Origin of the sequence: Geodermatophilus sp. FMUSA9-8 (assembly GCF_037034165.1) — a bacterium.
Lineage (GTDB): Bacteria > Actinomycetota > Actinomycetes > Mycobacteriales > Geodermatophilaceae > Geodermatophilus > Geodermatophilus nigrescens.
Genome location: NZ_JBAGKE010000001.1, coordinates 587289 through 601731 on the forward strand (window position 1 = coordinate 587289; position 14443 = coordinate 601731).

15 protein-coding genes are annotated in these 14443 nt (G+C 77.4%); 6 read left to right on the plus strand and 9 right to left on the minus strand.

Annotation, left to right across the window (positions count from 1 at the left end):
- The first annotated feature begins 75 nt into the window (after positions 1–75).
- Positions 76–783, plus strand: a complete 708-nt coding sequence (locus WA616_RS02860) for a GAF and ANTAR domain-containing protein (protein ID WP_336027143.1) — start codon at positions 76–78, stop codon at positions 781–783.
- A gap of 6 nt (positions 784–789) precedes the next feature.
- On the opposite strand, the gene WA616_RS02865 is transcribed toward WA616_RS02860, so the two are convergent.
- Genes WA616_RS02865 through WA616_RS02880 form a run of 4 tightly spaced genes read right to left on the minus strand, consistent with a single transcriptional unit; the run spans position 790 to position 4616 of the window.
- Entirely contained in the window at positions 790–1650 is an 861-nt protein-coding gene (locus WA616_RS02865) for an NAD(P)-dependent oxidoreductase (protein WP_336027144.1), read from the minus strand.
- Between the two features lie 25 nt (positions 1651–1675).
- Entirely contained in the window at positions 1676–3208 is a 1533-nt protein-coding gene (locus tag WA616_RS02870) for an MFS transporter (protein WP_336027145.1), read from the minus strand.
- Positions 3209–3264: 56 nt separating this feature from the next.
- A complete protein-coding gene (locus WA616_RS02875; protein ID WP_336027146.1) occupies positions 3265–3753 on the minus strand; it encodes a (2Fe-2S)-binding protein in 489 nt (162 codons plus the stop codon).
- Positions 3753–4616, minus strand: coding sequence for an FAD binding domain-containing protein (locus tag WA616_RS02880; protein WP_336027147.1), 864 nt, complete (start codon positions 4614–4616; stop codon positions 3753–3755). The genes WA616_RS02875 and WA616_RS02880 overlap by 1 nt, the downstream gene beginning before the upstream one ends.
- Positions 4617–4680: 64 nt before the next feature.
- On the opposite strand from WA616_RS02880, the gene WA616_RS02885 reads away from it, so the two are divergent.
- Positions 4681–6936, plus strand: coding sequence for a xanthine dehydrogenase family protein molybdopterin-binding subunit (locus tag WA616_RS02885; RefSeq protein ID WP_336027148.1), 2256 nt, complete (start codon positions 4681–4683; stop codon positions 6934–6936).
- A gap of 6 nt (positions 6937–6942) precedes the next feature.
- On the opposite strand, the gene WA616_RS02890 is transcribed toward WA616_RS02885, so the two are convergent.
- On the minus strand, positions 6943–7350 hold the full coding sequence (locus WA616_RS02890) for a RidA family protein (RefSeq protein ID WP_073420097.1): 408 nt from the start codon (positions 7348–7350) through the stop codon (positions 6943–6945).
- Between the two features lie 59 nt (positions 7351–7409).
- Between WA616_RS02890 and WA616_RS02895 the strand changes: the two genes are divergently transcribed.
- The 4 genes from WA616_RS02895 to WA616_RS02910 all read left to right on the plus strand — a co-directional run bounded on the left by WA616_RS02895 (position 7410) and on the right by WA616_RS02910 (position 10139).
- Entirely contained in the window at positions 7410–8021 is a 612-nt protein-coding gene (locus tag WA616_RS02895) for a TetR/AcrR family transcriptional regulator (RefSeq protein WP_336027149.1), read from the plus strand.
- 55 nt (positions 8022–8076) lie between these two features.
- On the plus strand, positions 8077–9012 hold the full coding sequence (locus WA616_RS02900) for a helix-turn-helix domain-containing protein (RefSeq protein ID WP_336027151.1): 936 nt from the start codon (positions 8077–8079) through the stop codon (positions 9010–9012).
- On the plus strand, positions 9009–9557 hold the full coding sequence (locus WA616_RS02905) for a dihydrofolate reductase family protein (RefSeq protein ID WP_336027154.1): 549 nt from the start codon (positions 9009–9011) through the stop codon (positions 9555–9557). Before WA616_RS02900 ends, WA616_RS02905 begins: the two co-directional genes overlap by 4 nt.
- A gap of 198 nt (positions 9558–9755) precedes the next feature.
- Entirely contained in the window at positions 9756–10139 is a 384-nt protein-coding gene (locus WA616_RS02910; RefSeq protein WP_336027156.1) for an ANTAR domain-containing protein, read from the plus strand.
- A 14-nt stretch (positions 10140–10153) separates the two neighbouring features.
- Here the strand turns inward: WA616_RS02910 and WA616_RS02915 are convergent, their stop codons facing one another.
- The 4 genes from WA616_RS02915 to WA616_RS02930 all read right to left on the minus strand — a co-directional run bounded on the left by WA616_RS02915 (position 10154) and on the right by WA616_RS02930 (position 14414).
- Positions 10154–10753, minus strand: coding sequence for a YceI family protein (locus WA616_RS02915; RefSeq protein WP_336027159.1), 600 nt, complete (start codon positions 10751–10753; stop codon positions 10154–10156).
- Between the two features lie 56 nt (positions 10754–10809).
- Positions 10810–11619, minus strand: coding sequence for an acyl-CoA thioesterase (locus WA616_RS02920; protein ID WP_336027161.1), 810 nt, complete (start codon positions 11617–11619; stop codon positions 10810–10812).
- Between the two features lie 267 nt (positions 11620–11886).
- The gene (locus tag WA616_RS02925; RefSeq protein ID WP_336027163.1) at positions 11887–13029 is read right to left on the minus strand and encodes a thiolase family protein; all 1143 of its coding nucleotides are present in this window, start codon (positions 13027–13029) and stop codon (positions 11887–11889) included.
- A 35-nt stretch (positions 13030–13064) separates the two neighbouring features.
- On the minus strand, positions 13065–14414 hold the full coding sequence (locus WA616_RS02930; protein ID WP_336027165.1) for an MFS transporter: 1350 nt from the start codon (positions 14412–14414) through the stop codon (positions 13065–13067).
- Positions 14415–14443 lie beyond the last annotated feature (29 nt).

Consider the following 14443-nt stretch of genomic DNA (forward strand, 5'->3'; position numbering starts at 1 on the left):
CGAGGGTCTGCAGCAGTCCGGACCCCGGCACCTGTCCGCCGGCGCGCCCGGCACCGCCCTGCTCGGAGTGACCACGTGTACCCCGCGGACGACCGGCTCCCGGCCGCGCTCCTCGACCTCGCCCTAGTCCCCTCGGACCGTCCCCTGCCCCTCGTCCTCGAGCAGGTCGCCGGCCTGGCCGCGGACCTGGTCGGCAGCGAGGCCGCGCTCTCGGTGACCGTCCTCGGCGTCGACGGCGCCGCCACCGTCGGCACGAGCTCCCAGGTGGCGGCCGAGCTGGACGAGGTCCAGTACCGCGCCGGCTCCGGCCCCTGCCTGGACGCCATCGCGGGCGAGCGGGTGCTCGTCATCGGGGACACCGCGCGCGAGCCGCGCTGGCCGCACCTGTCGCGCGCCGCGGCGGCGCTCGGCCTGCGGTCGGTCGTCTCGGTGCCCTTCCCCGGCGCCCTGCCGGCGTCCGGGGGGCTGAACGTGTACCTGCAGGCACCCGTCGCGGCCGACGAGGCGCTGCGGGCCCGCGCGGAGCTCCTCGCCCGGCACGGCGCGGTCCGCGTCGCCGACAGCCACCGGTTCGCGCGCCTGTCCGAGCAGGCCGTCAACCTGCAGCAGGCCCTCGACTCCCGCGCGGTCATCGACCAGGCCAAGGGCATCCTCGTCGAGCGCTTCCGCCTCACCCCCGAACAGGCGTTCGCGGCCCTGGCCCGGGTGTCGAACCGGACCAACACGAAGCTGCGCGAGGTGGCCGAGCGTCTCGTCGACACCGGAGAGTTCCCGGAGGTGTGACCGGGATCAGGCGCGCAGGCCCTCGATGACCGCGGCCATGTCCACGGCGCCCGGGTCCTCGAGGCGGCCGGCGGCCGCCTCCATCGTCTCGAGCACCGCGGCGGTGAGCCGGTCGTCGACGCCGGAGTCGCGCAGCGCGGTGCGGATGAGCCGGGCGTCCTTGGCCGCGCCGGTCAGGCCGAAGCTCGGCGGGAAGTCGCCGTCGATCATCAGCCCGCCCTTGAGGTGGGCGTAGGGCGAGTCGACCGGGCCGCCGTCGATGGCGTCGAGGAAGCGCCGCGGGTCCAGGCCGAGCGCGCGGGTGAGCGCGACGGCCTGCGCGGTGCCGGCGGTGAGCATGAACAGCCACGAGTTGCACGCCATCTTGAGCCGGCTGCCCTGCCCGGCCTCGCCGAGCCACAGCGTCCTCGACCCCAGCGCGTCCAGCACCGGGGCCAGCGCCTCCCGGGCCTCCTCCGGCCCGGAGGCGAGCAGCGTGAGCGCCCCCTTCGCGGCCGGCTCCTTCGTGCCGAGCACCGGGCAGTCGACCAGCACCAGGTCGAGCTCGCGGGCCGCCGCGACGGTGCGGTCGGCGCCCTCGACGCCGACCGTGGAGCACTGCAGCCAGGTGGTGCCGGCGGCCGGCGCGGCCTGCCGGACGACGTCGAGCACCGCGTCGGCGTCGAGCAGCATGGTGAGCACGACGTCGGCGCCGTCGGCGGCCTCGCGCGGTGACCCGAGGGCCTCCGCGCCGGTGTCGGTGAGCGCCCGCGCCTTCGCCGCGTCGCGGTTCCACATCCGCACGGGCAGGCCGGCCCGCCGCAGCGAGCCCACCATCCCCGCGCCCATCGTGCCGGTGCCGAGCACGGCCACCGTCGGTCCGGTCATGCGGGTCTCCTCGGTCTCGTGCGGGTCAGTGGTGGGCGGCGTGGCCGTGGCTGTGCACGCCGTCGGGGCCGTGCCGCTCGTCGGGTTGCTCCGCGGCAGCGGCGGCGTCCTCCGCCCGCGACCGGCGCAGGTCGACGACGCCGAGCACGAGCGCGGCGCCGGCGCCGAGCACCGACACGGCCAGCCCCGCGGCGGCCGCTGCCGGGTGGTCGCCGGTCGCGGACAGCACCAGGTAGAAGAGGCCGGGCAGCGCCGCGGTGCCGATCGCGGCGCCGAAGCGCTGCGCGGTCTGCAGCCCGCCGCCGGCCGACCCGGCCATCGACACCGGCACGTCGCGCAGGGTCATCGTGATGTTGGGCGAGATGACGAACCCGCCACCGATGCCGCTCAGCAGCAGCGCCGGCGCGACCGCCCAGCCGGCCGCCGACGGCGGGACGAGCAGCAGCACGACGGCGGCCGCGGCCAGGCCCACCATGACGACGGACAGGCCGATCACGGTGAGCCGGCGCCCGTACCGCTCGACCAGGCGCCCGGCGACCACGGCCGACGACGCCGAGCCGATGGCGAACGGGGTGACCGCCAGGCCGGACTGCAGCGGCGTGTAGCCCAGGCCGGTCTGGAAGAACAGGGCGAAGACCAGCCAGATGCCGCTGAACCCGACGAAGTACACGGTGCCCAGCGCCGCGCCGATGCCGTAGCCGCGGGTCTGCGTGACCAGCCGCGGGTCGAACACCGGCTGCCCGTCGCGGGCGACCACCCGCCGCTCCCACGCCACGAACAGCGCCAGCAGCAGCGCGCCGACGGGGAACAGCCACCACAGCCGCGACAGCCCGCCGGCCTCGGCCTGCACCAGCGGGAACAGCACCGCGAGCGCCCCGGCGCCGAGCAGGGCGACGCCGACGCCGTCGATGTGCCCGCGCCCGCCGCTGCCGCCGCGCGGGAGCAGCCGCAGCGCCAGGGCGAAGGCGACGACGCCGATCGGCACGTTGACGTAGAACAGCCACCGCCAGCCGTCGGGGCCCGACGCGAGGCCGAGGATCGCGCCGCCGGCGATGGGCCCGACGGCGGTCGAGATGCCGACCGTGGCGCCGAACAGGCCGAACGCCCGCCCGCGCTCGGGCCCGCGGAACAGCTGCTGGATGAGCGCGGAGTTCTGCGGCGCGAGGCAGCCCGCGGCCAGGCCCTGCACCAGCCGGGCGGCGATCAGCCAGCCCACCGACGGCGCCGCGCCCGCGGCGGCGCTGGAGAGCACGAACCCGGCGAGGCCGACGAGGAACAGCCGGCGCCGGCCCAGGGCGTCGCCGAGCCGGCCCGCGGGCACGAGCACCAGGCCGAAGGTGAGCGCGTAGCCCGAGACCACCCACTGCACGGTCGCCGGCGTGGCGCCGAGGTCGGTCTGCAGCGAGGGCAGGGCCACCGACACGATGCTGACGTCGAGCAGGGTCATGAAACCGACGACGAGCGTCACCGACAGTGCCGACCAGCGCCTCGGGTCGGGGCGGAACTCGTCGCCGGGGGCGGCGCCGGGGGGCGCGTCGGTCTGGGCTCGGGGTGGCACGGGGGTCCTTCCGGGGGCGGTGCGGGTGCGGGTGGCGGGATCGGGCGGGTGCCGGGTCAGTCGGCCGCGGGCGGCTCGCCGCGGCCGGCCCGGGCCGCGCGCACGACGGCGCGGCGGATGCCGACGTAGCCGGTGCAGCGGCAGAGGTTCGAGGCCAGCAGCTCGGTCAGCTTCTCCTCGTCCCGGTCGAGGAAGGGGTCGTCGTCGAGGGCCTGCTGCAGCAGCGTGAGGAAGCCCGGCGTGCAGAAGCCGCACTGCAGCCCGTGCTCGGCGGAGAACGCCTCCTGCAGCGGGGAGAGCCGGTCACCGTCGGCCAGCCCCTCCACGGTGCGCACCTCGGACCCCTCGCACTGCAGCGCGAGCACGAGGCAGGAGCGCACCGCCTCGCCGTCGACGGAGACGGTGCACGAGCCGCACACCCCGTGCTCGCAGGCGAGGTTGGTGCCGGTGAGGCCGAGGCCGTCGCGGAGGGCGTCGGCGAGGGAGTCGCGGGCCTCGACGGCGACCCGCCGCGGCTGCCCGTTCACGGTCATCCGCACGTCCATCAGGCCGCCTCCCCCAGCGCCTCGGTGAGCGCCCGCGCGGTGAGCACGCCGAGCGCGTGCCGCCGGTAGTCCGCCGAGCAGTGCGGCTCGGACGCCGGGTCGGCCGCGGCGGCCGCGGCGTCGGCGGCCGCGCGCACCGCCTCCGGGGACCCGTCGCTGCCGACCAGGGCCGCCTCGGCCTCCGCCGCGCGGACGGGGACGCCGGCGGCGTTGGCCAGCCCGATGCGGGCCCGCGTCACCCGGCCGGCCGCGACGTGCACGGCGCAGCCGGCGGCGGCCAGCGCGAAGCTGCCCGAGGTGCGGCGCAGCTCGGCGAACCCGACGCCGGCGCCCGCGCCGAGCAGCGGGAGCGTCACCGCGGTGAGCACCTCGTCCGGGGCGCGCCGCGTGCGGTGCGGCCCGCGGAACCAGTCGGCGGCGGCGACCTCCCGCTCCCCCGCCGGTCCGCGCACGGTCATCCGCGCGTCCAGCGCCCGGGCCAGCGCGCACCACTCGGCGGCCGGGTGCGCCCAGGCCAGCGACCCGGCGAAGGTGCCCCGGGCACGGATCGGCGGGTGCGCCACGTAGGCGGCCGCGCGGCGCAGCAGCCGCGCGAGCGGGTCGTCGAGCTCCAGCCGCTCGACGGCGGCGTGCCGCACCAGCGCACCCAGGCGCAGCTCGCCATCGGCCACGGCCAGGCCGGCGAGGTCCGCCGCGCCCGCGAGGTCGACCAGGACGCCGCGGCGCACGTCGCCGTACCGCAGCTCCAGCAGCAGGCTCTGCCCGCCGGCGAGCACCGCCGCGTCGTCGCCGGCCTCGGCCAGCAGCGCCACCGCCTCGTCGGCGGAGCCGGCCCGGCGATACGTGATCGGCGGGAGCTTCACGGCTTCCCCGGCCGGCGATCGGGTAGGTGCACCGGGCAACAGTGCCCACGGAAGGGGTCGGGTCATGCGCCGTCTCGGCGATCCGCTGCCGCGCCGGGAGGACGCCGACCTCCTGACCGGCCGAGCCCGCACCGTCGCCGACCTGACCGCCGCGGACGTCGGCGCCCCGGTGCTGGAGCTCGCGTTCGTCCGGAGCCCGGTGGCACATGGGCGGCTGCGCGGCGCCGACGTGACCGCCGCGCGGGAGGTGCCCGGCGTCGCCGGCGCCTGGGCCGCCGCCGACCTGCCCGGCCTGCCGCCCACCCCGGTGCCGCCGGCCGGCCGGGGCGCGCTGGCCGGCCGGGACTGGGCCGCGCTGGCCGCCGACCGGGTGCGCTTCGTCGGCCAGCCGGTGGCCGTGGTCGCCGCCGACAGCCGGGCGCACGCCGAGGACGGCGCCCGCCGGGTCGTCCTCGACGTCGAGGAGCTGCCCCCGGTGCTGGGCGTCCGCGCGGCGCTCGCCGACGACGCCCCGCGGCTCTGGGACGGCCGCGACGACGTGGCGCAGGTGCACACCTCCGACGAGACGCCCGAGGACCTCGCGGACGTGTTCGTCGGCGCGCCGGTCGTCGTCGAGGGCCGGTTCCGGCAGCCGCGGCTGCTGCCCACCTCGCTGGAGGGCCGGGCGGTACTGGCCCGCCCCGACGACGGCGGCGGGGTGACCGTGTGGGTGTCCCACCAGGCGCCGCACAGCCTGCGCGGGGCGCTGGCCGAGGCGTTCGCGCTGGACCCGCGGCAGGTGCGGGTGGTCGTGCCGGCCACCGGCGGCGCGTTCGGCGCGAAGAGCCAGGGCTGTCCCGAGTACGTCGTCGCGGTGGCGCTCGCCCGGCTGACCGGGCGGCCGGTGCGCTGGTCGGAGGACCGCATCGAGGCGATGACGGCGGCCACCCGCGGGCGCGGCCAGGACCAGGTCACGCGCATGGCCGCCGACGCCGACGGCCGGATCCTCGCCTACTCCCTCGACGTGCTCGCCGACCTCGGCGCGTATCCGCACACCGGCGCCCAGGTGCCGTCCTTCACCGTCGGCATGGCCACCGGCGCGTACCGGACGCCGCGGGTGGGCGCCCGGGCCACCTGCGTGCTCACCACGACGCCGCCCAGCTCCTCCTACCGCGGCGCCGGGCGCCCGGAGGCGGCCTACGCGGTGGAGCGGACGGTGGACCTGCTCGCCCGCCGGCTCGGGATGGACCCCGCCGAGCTCCGCCGGCGCAACCTCCTCCGCCCCGACGAGCTCCCGTACGAGACGCCGACCGGCCGCACCTACGACTCCGGTGACTACGGCGCGGCGCTGGAGAAGGTGCTCGCGGAGGTGGGGTACGACGACGTCCGCGCCGAGCAGACCCGCCGCCGCGCGGACGGCGGGCGGCCGCTGGGCATCGGGCTGGCCACCTACGTCGAGCGGTCCGGGGCGGCGCCGCACAGCCCCGAGTACGGCGCGGTCGAGGCCTGTCCGGACGGCACCGTGGTGGCGCGCACCGGCTCGCAGTCGACCGGGCAGGGGCACCTCACCGCGTTCGCGCAGGTGGTCGCGGCGGCGCTGGACGTCGACCTCGACGCCGTCCGGGTCGTGCAGGGCGACACCGCCGAGGTGCCCGACGGGTTCGGCAGCTTCGGCAGCCGGTCGATGCAGGTCGGTGGCGGCGCGCTGTGGCTCGCCGCGCAGCGGCTGGTGGAGGAGGCCCGCCGCCGGTTCGCCGTGCACCGCGGCACGGCCGACGACGCCGTCACCTACGCCGCCGGGGTCCTGTCGGCGCCGGGCGCGGAGCCGATGACGCTGGCCGAGGTCGCGGCGGCCACCGGCCCGCTCACCGGCGAGGAGTCCTTCACCCCGCCACAGGCCTTCCCGTACGGCGCCTACGCCGCGGTGGTGGAGGTCGACCCCGACCTGGGCGTCGTCGACGTGCAGCGGCTGGTCGCCGTCGACGACCACGGCGTCGTGGTCAACCCGCTGCTCGTCGACGGGCAGGGCTACGGCTCGATCACGCAGGGGCTCGGGCAGGCGCTCACCGAGGAGGCGGTCACCGCGCCCGACGGCCGCCCGGCGGCCACCTCGCTGCTCGACCACCTGCTGCCCACCGCCGCCGACGTGCCGCCGGTTCAGCTGGAGGAGACCGCGGTGCCCAACCCGAACCAGCCGTTCGGCGCGAAGGGCGCCGGCGAGGCGGGGTGCATCGGGGTGCCGCCGGCGGTGGTCAACGCCGTGTGCGACGCCCTCGACGTCGACTCCGTGGACATGCCACTGACACCGGAGACCGTCTGGCGGGCACTCCGGGGCCGGTGACGGCGGTCAGTCGAGGACGGCGGTGGCGTCGACCTCGATGAGCAGGTCCGGTTCGGCCAGCGCGGCCACCGGGATGAGGGTGACCGGCCGGGTCAGGTCGCGGCCGAGCCGGGCCGACGCCCGGGCCACGCCCTCGCCGAGCGCGGCCAGCTTGTCGGGGCTCCAGTCGACGACGTACAGGACGAGCTTGGCGACGTCGTCGACCGTGCCGCCGGCGGCGTCCAGCGCGGTGGCCACGTTGAGGAACGCCTGCTCGGTCTGCGCGGCGAGGTCGCCGGCGCCGACCGGCTCTCCCTCGGCGGTGCGGGCGACCTGGCCGGCCAGGTAGACGGTGCGGCTGCCGGTGGCCACGGCCATCTGCCGGTAGACGCCGGGGACGGGCAGGCCGGGCGGGTCGATCAGCTGGACGGTCACGGTTCCTCCTGGGGAGTGGCGAGAGCCGTAACATAGCAGCGCTATGCTACGGTGCGCCAGTGCCCCGACGAGCCGATCCCGCACTCCGTTCCCTGCTGGTCGAGCGGGCGGCACGGATGCTCGCCGCCCGCGAGCCGGTGACGCTGCGCGCGCTGGTCGAGGGGACGGGCGCCTCGACCATGGCCGTCTACACGCACTTCGGCGGGATGCCGGGGCTGTGGAGCGCGGTGCGGCAGGAGGGCTTCACCCGGCTCGCCGCCCGGCTGGCCGCCGTGCCCCGCACCGGCGACCCGGTGCACGACGTGGCGGCCCACGGTGTCGCCTACGCCCGCAACGCGCTGGAGGCCCCGGAGCTGTACCGCGCGATGTTCGACGCCCGCGCCGACCTGGCCGACGCCGCGGCCGCCGACGCCACCTTCCAGCGGCTGGTCGACGCCGTCGCCCGCGCCCGCGACGAGGGCCGGCTCGGCCCCGGCACCGACCCCCTGGCGCTGGCCACCCGCTCCTGGGCGGCCGGGCACGGGCTGGTCTCCCTCGTGGTGCAGGGCGTGCTGCCGGCCGCGGTCCTCGCACCGCAGGCGTCCGCCACCACCGTCGCGCTGCTGACGGCGGCGGGCGACGACCCGGACCGCTGCCGTGCCTCCGTCGAGCGCGCCTGGGCGGCCGGCTGAGACGGCGCAAGATCGGTCGGGCGCGGGAGGCCCCTGGCTCGCCAGACTCGTCGTCGTGACCCCGCCCGGACGCGACCGCCTGCGCGAACTGCTCGACGCCGTCCTCGACGAGGACAACCGCTCGCTCGCCGACATGGCCGGCGACGCCTACGCCTCCCCGTTCCACTTCAGCCGCCAGGTGTCCGGCGGGGCCGGCGAGTCGCCGGTCGCGCTGCGCCGGCGGGTGGTCCTCGAGCGCGCGGCCTGGCAGCTGCGGCACGGCGCGAGCGTCACCGACGCCGCCTTCGCCGCCGGCTACGAGTCGGTCGAGGGGTTCAGCCGCGCCTTCGCCCGCGCCTATGGGTCCCCGCCGAGCGCCGTGACCGGGGACGGGGCCGGTGGGGCGGCCGGCGGGCGCGACGCGCACTGGCTGCCGGCGCCCAACGGCCTGCACTTCCACCCGCCGGCGTCGCTGTGGGTGTCCGACGAGCCGGTGCGCCGCGGCGACGAGGTGACCGCGCTGCTGGTGCACCACGGCGTCGAGGACACCCGGTCCCTCCTCGAGCTGGCGAAGGGCCTGCCGGACGAGGAGTACCGGCGGGTGCGCGCGGCCGGGGCCGAGGTGCTGCCCTGGGACGGGCCGGAGGAGACGCTGGCCGCCGTCCTCGACCACGAGGTGTGGACGCTGGAGGTCTGGGTCGCCTCGATCGAGGGCCGCGACACCCCGGCCCGCGGTGCCGACGACGTCGCCGCCCTGCTCGACCGGCACGCCGCCGTCGCGCCCCGGTGGCTCGCGGCCGTGCGCGACGTCGCCCGGCGCGGCGCCTGGAACGACCGGCTCGTCGACGCGCTCTGCGACCCGCCGGAGAGCTTCGTGCTCGCCGGCGTCGTGGCACACGTCCTCACCTACTCAGCGCACCGCCGCCTGCTGGCGCGGACCTGGCTGCGCGCGGCCGGTGTCGCCGTCGACACCGGCGACCCTCTCGACTGGCTCACCCGGAGGAACCGATGACCCGCACCGTCTACTACACCGCCACCACGCTCGACGGCTTCATCGCGAGCGCCGAGCACTCGCTGGACTGGCTGCTCACCCGCGAGGCCGACCACGAGGGCGCCATGGGCTACAAGGCGTTCGAGAAGACCGTCGGCTCGCTGGTGATGGGCGCCTCGACCTACGAGTGGGTGCAGCGGCAGGGCGAGGACTGGGCCTACGACCAGCCCGCCTGGGTCCTCACCCACCGGCAGCTGACGCCGTACGAGGGTCGCGACATCCGGTTCACCGCCGCCGACACCGACGGGGAGCTGCGGGCGCTGCACGCCGAGATGGTCGCCGCGGCCGGCGACCTCGACGTGTGGATCGTCGGCGGCGGGCCGGTGGCCGCGCGGTTCGCGGAGGCGGGGCTGCTCGACGAGGTGGTCGTGTCGATCGCGCCGGTCACGCTGGGCGCGGGCATGCCGCTGCTGCCGGCGCACGTCGAGCTGGTCACCCGCGAGGTGGCGCAGAACGGCGAGTTCGCCGTCGTCCGCTACGACGTCGTCCGTCCCGGCGGGGACTGAGCCGGGCACGCCGGCGCCGGGCGCGGCAGACTGGGGAGGTCAGCCGGCCCGGATCCGAGGAGGTCGCCGGTTGTCGCCCCGTCCGATCCCCTCGGCGCCCTCACCGCCGGCGGGCCCGACGGCACCCTGCTCAGCGCGGCCGGCCGGTCGGCCGATCCTGCGCGCGACGGCGCCGTCCTGGCCGCCTGGGCCCGCGCCGTGCGCGCCGACGCCGCCGAGGGCCGCGAGCGCGCGCGGGCCTCCCTGCAGCGGATCGCCGAGCGGCACCGCTCGCTGCGCCCGTTGCCCGCCCCTGGCGTGCTCCGCATCCCGGCGATGCCGGACGCCGGGACCGCGGTGCTGCGGGCGCGCCTGCGCGACCTGGAGGCGGAGAACGAGGGCCTGCGGGCGGCGCTGGGCTCCAACCGGCGCATCGGCATGGCGATCGGCGTCCTCATGGCCTCCCGTCGGCTGACCGCCGAGCAGGCCCTCGACGCCCTGCGCACCGCCAGCAGCCACGCCAACCGCAAGCTGCGCGACGTCGCCGAGGACGTGCTGTGGACCGGGACGCTGCCCGCCGCGGGCCAGCGCCCGCGCCGCTGACCCGCCCGGAGCCGTCAGGCGGAGCGGATCACCGAGACGTCGAACTCGATCTGGATCCGGTCGCTGACCAGCACGCCGCCGGTGTCGAGCGGCGTGTTCCAGGTCAGGCCCCAGTCGCTGCGCTTGATCGCCAGCGCGCCCTCGAAGCCGACCCGGGTGTTGCCGAACGGGTCCTTCGCCGAGCCGGTCAGCGCGAACTCCACCGTGACCGGGCGGGTCACGTCGCGGATGGTCAGGTCACCGGTGACCTCGTAGACCTCGTCGTCGAGCTGCTCGACCTCGGTGGAGGCGAACACGATCTCCGGCCACCGCTCGACGTCGAGGAAGTCCGGCGAGCGCAGGTGCGCGTCGCGGTCGGCCTGGCCGGTGTCGATGCTCGCCGTCCGGATGCGGATGGCCACCGAGCTCGCGCCGGGCTTGGCGACGTCGAGGTGCGCCTCCCCGGCGAAGTCGGTGAACGACCCCCGGACCGTCGTCACCATCGCGTGCCGGGCACGGATGCCGATGCGGGTGTGCGCGACGTCGATGACGTAGTCACCCGAGACGTCGGCCAGCGCGGCCGTGGCCGCGTCGAAGTCGGTGGGGCCACCATCGGGTGCCCGGTGCTTCGCCACGTCAGATCCCTCCCCCTCGCTGGCTGACCATCCTCGCAGGTGTCCCGGCGGAACGGTCAGCGGCCGGGACGGAACGGGTTGCGGCCCGGCCGGAACAGCGTCTCCTGCGTCAGGCTCGCGGCCAGCACCCCGTCGGCGGTGGTCACCGCACCGGTGTACCAGCCGCGGCCGCCGGCCACCGTGTGCGGGACCAGGTCCACGAGCACCCACTCGTCCAGCCGGGCCGGGCGGTGGAACCAGACGGCGTGGTCCAGCGTCGGCCCGGGCGCCGCCTCGTCCTCCGGCAGCGCCGACAGGCCGGTGCCGATGTCGGAGAGGTAGAGCAGCGCGCAGGCGTGCAGCAGCGGGTCGTCGGGCAGCGGCACGGTGGCGCGGGCCCAGAAGCGGGTGGGCCACGAGGCGTCCGGATAGGGCTGCGAGGGGCGGCGGCCCTCGAAGGAGAACAGCCGCGGCAGCTGCACCGGCTCGGCGTCGGCGGGATCCTCGGCGGCGGGCGCGGCGGCCACCTGCAGGTCGGGTCCGGCGGTGGGCGCCTGGAACGACGCCGACATCGACAGCACCACCTCGCCGCCCTGCACGGCCACGACGCGGCGGGCGGAGAACGAGCCGCCGTCGCGGTCGCGGTCGACGTGGAAGACCGCCGGCCGGGCGGCGTCGCCGCTGCGCAGGAAGTAGCCGTGCAGCGAGTGCGGCAGCCGGTCGGGGGCCACCGTGCGGCCGGCGGCGAGCAGCGCCTGCGCCGCGACCTGGCCGCCGTACAGCGGGAAGGGGTCGGCGAACAGCAGGGTGCTGCGGTAAAGGTCGCGGTCCAGCTCCTCGAGCGTCAGCACGTCGAGCAGCGTGGGGTCCCCGGCGTCGGCGCTCACGACCGCCGAACGTAACCGGGCCCGGGGCCGCCGCTGCAGGCGACCCCGGGCCGCGGCTCGTGCGGGGCGGCAGTGCCGGGGTCGTTCTCGCACCCCCGGGGTCCTGCAGGGCCCCCGGAGACCGGGGAACGCCCCAGGAGCGGGGCAGTGCCGGCGTTCCTCGCGCATCGACGGCGCTGCAGGACCGGCAGTGCACGAGGAACCCCGGCGATCCGCGCGAGCGGAGCCGGGGCCGCCTCCCGCGCGCGGGAGGCGGACCCGGCGGGGTCAGAGCAGCTCGAGGATGGTGGCGTTGGCCTGGCCGCCGCCCTCGCACATCGTCTGCAGGCCGTAGCGGATCCCGTTGTCGCGCATGTGGTGCACGAGCGTCGTCATGATCCGCGCGCCGGAACCGCCGAGCGGGTGGCCGAGGGCGATGGCGCCGCCGTTGGGGTTGAGCGCCTTGGTGTCGGCGCCCATCTCCGCGAGCCAGGCCAGCGGCACCGGCGCGAACGCCTCGTTCACCTCGAACGCGCCGATCTCGTCGATCGACAGCCCCGACTTCGCCAGCGCCTTCTGGGTGGCCGGGATCGGCGCGGTCAGCATGATCACCGGGTCGGCCCCGGCCAGGACGGCGGTGTGCACGCGGGCGATCGGGCGCAGGCCGAGCTCGGCGGCCTTCTCCGACGTGGTCATGAGCAGCGCGGCCGACCCGTCGGAGATCTGCGAGGAGTTGCCGGCGGTGATGACGCCGTCCTCGCTGAAGGCCAGCTTGAGCGAGCCGAGCTTCTCCACCGTGGACTCGCGGATGCCCTCGTCCTGGCTCACGACCGTGCCGTCGGGCGTGGTGACCGGGGCGATCTGGGCGTCGAAGCGGCCCTCGGCGCGCGCGGCGGCGGCCTTCTCGTGGCTGGCGACGGAGAACTCGTCGCACTGCTGGCGGGACAGGCCCCAGCGGCGGGCGATCTCCTCCGCGCCCAGGCCCTGGTTGATCTTCACCCCGCCGTAGCGCTCGGCGAACCGGCTGCCGAACGGGTTGGCGTCCTGCCGGGCGCTGCCCATCGGCACCCGCGACATCGACTCCACCCCGCCCGCCACGACGACGTCGTACTGGCCCGAGACCAGACCCGCGGCGGCGAAGTGCACCGACTGCTGCGAGGAGCCGCACTGCCGGTCCACGGTCACGCCGGTCACGGTCTCCGGCCAGCCCGCGGCGAGCACGGCCGTGCGGGCGATGTCGAAGGTCTGCTCGCCCACCTGCGAGACGCAGCCCCAGATGACGTCGTCGACCTGCGCCGGGTCCAGGCCCGCCCGCTCGACCAGCGACGTCAGCACGTGCGCCGACAGGTCCACCGGGTGCACCCCGGACAGCCCGCCGTTGCGCTTGCCCACCGGCGCGCGCACCGCCTCCACGATCACCGCGTCACGCATCGTTGCTCCCCTCGACTGGTGTGGTGCCCGGCACACTAACCCCGGTCCGCGGCGACCCGGCCGCGGGACCGGAGCAGCGCCGCGGCCACGGCCAGGGCGACCGCCGCGGCCGTGAGCCAGCCCGCCGCCGCGCCGGCCGCACCGGCGACGAGCAGGACGACGGCGACGCCCAGCGCGGTGCCGAGCTGGGCGGCGGTGTTGACCACCCCGGCCGCGGTGCCCTGCAGCTCCTCGGGGACGGCGGTGCCCAGCGACGTGGCCGCCACCGACGACAGCCCGATGCCCAGCCCCGCGACGGCGGCCGCCACCGGCACCGCCCACGGCGACAGCAGCGCCCCGAGCAGCCCGGCGTCGCCGAGGGCGATGACGGCGAGGCCCGCCGCGGCGGCGGCGCGGGGCTCGGTGCGCCGCAGCACCCGGGCGGCCAGGGCGGCGCCCGCGACCACGCACAGGCTGAACGGGACGAGTGCCAGCCCGGCCGCCGTCGGCCCGAACCCGGCGTGCTCCTGCAGGTGCAGCGTCGCGAGGGTGACCGCCGACGACGTGGCGGCCGTGTTGGCCGCCGAGGCGAGCGCGCCGGCCCGCAGGCCCGGGTGCCGGAGCGCCGCCGGGGGCAGCAGCGGGTCCGCGGCCCGGCGCTCGACCGCGGGCAGCGCCGCGGCCAGGGCGGCGCCGGCCGCCACGAGCAGTCCGCCGGCCGGCCGGTGCCCGCCGTGCTCGAGCAGCGCGGCCCCGCCGACGACGGCGGCCACCGACGCCGCGAGCACCGCCGCGCCGGCGACGTCGAGCCGCCCGGCGGCCTCCCGCGGCGCCGCGGGCGCGGTCGCGCGCACCGCGGCGAGCAGCGCCACCGCGAGCGGCACCGACAGCCAGAACAGCGTCCGCCAGCCGGCGAGGTCGGTGAGCACCCCGCCGAGGACCAGCCCGGCCGCGCCCGCGGCGGCACCCGCGGCGCTCCACGCGGCCAGCGCGCGGCGTCGCGGCTCCCCCTCCGGGGCGGCGGCGGTGAGCAGCCGCAGCGCCGGCGGCACCGAGAGCGCGGCCGCGGCCCCGAGGACGCCGCGGGCGGCGACGAGCACCCCCACCGACGGGGCGGTCGCCGCCGCCAGCGAGGCCAGCCCGAACAGCACCAGCCCGGCCTGCAGCACGCGCACGGCGCCGTACCGGTCGCCGAGGCGGGCGCCGAGGACGAGCAGCGCGCCGAAGAGGACGGAGTAGACGGTGACGACGGGCGTGGCCGCCGACGGCGGGGCGCCGAGGTCGGCGAGCATCGCCGGCAGGGCGGCCACCACCAGCGTGGTGCCGAGGACGTCGGTGAACTGGACCGCGCAGAGCACGGCCACCGCGCCGCGCGCGGCCCGCGGAGGAGCGGCTCCCGGGGGCATGCCGCGACCCCTACCCGTCTTCTTCATCG

What these genes read in the sequence shown, in the direction of transcription:
- WA616_RS02865 (WP_336027144.1), bottom strand. Translation starts at nt 1,650, where the DNA reads ATGACCGGACCGACGGTGGCCGTGCTCGGCACCGGCACGATGGGCGCG.
- WA616_RS02875 (WP_336027146.1), bottom strand. Translation starts at nt 3,753, where the DNA reads ATGGACGTGCGGATGACCGTGAACGGGCAGCCGCGGCGGGTCGCCGTC.
- WA616_RS02885 (WP_336027148.1), top strand. Translation starts at nt 4,681, where the DNA reads ATGCGCCGTCTCGGCGATCCGCTGCCGCGCCGGGAGGACGCCGACCTC.
- WA616_RS02905 (WP_336027154.1), top strand. Translation starts at nt 9,009, where the DNA reads ATGACCCGCACCGTCTACTACACCGCCACCACGCTCGACGGCTTCATC.
- WA616_RS02925 (WP_336027163.1), bottom strand. Translation starts at nt 13,029, where the DNA reads ATGCGTGACGCGGTGATCGTGGAGGCGGTGCGCGCGCCGGTGGGCAAG.
- WA616_RS02930 (WP_336027165.1), bottom strand. Translation starts at nt 14,414, where the DNA reads ATGCCCCCGGGAGCCGCTCCTCCGCGGGCCGCGCGCGGCGCGGTGGCC.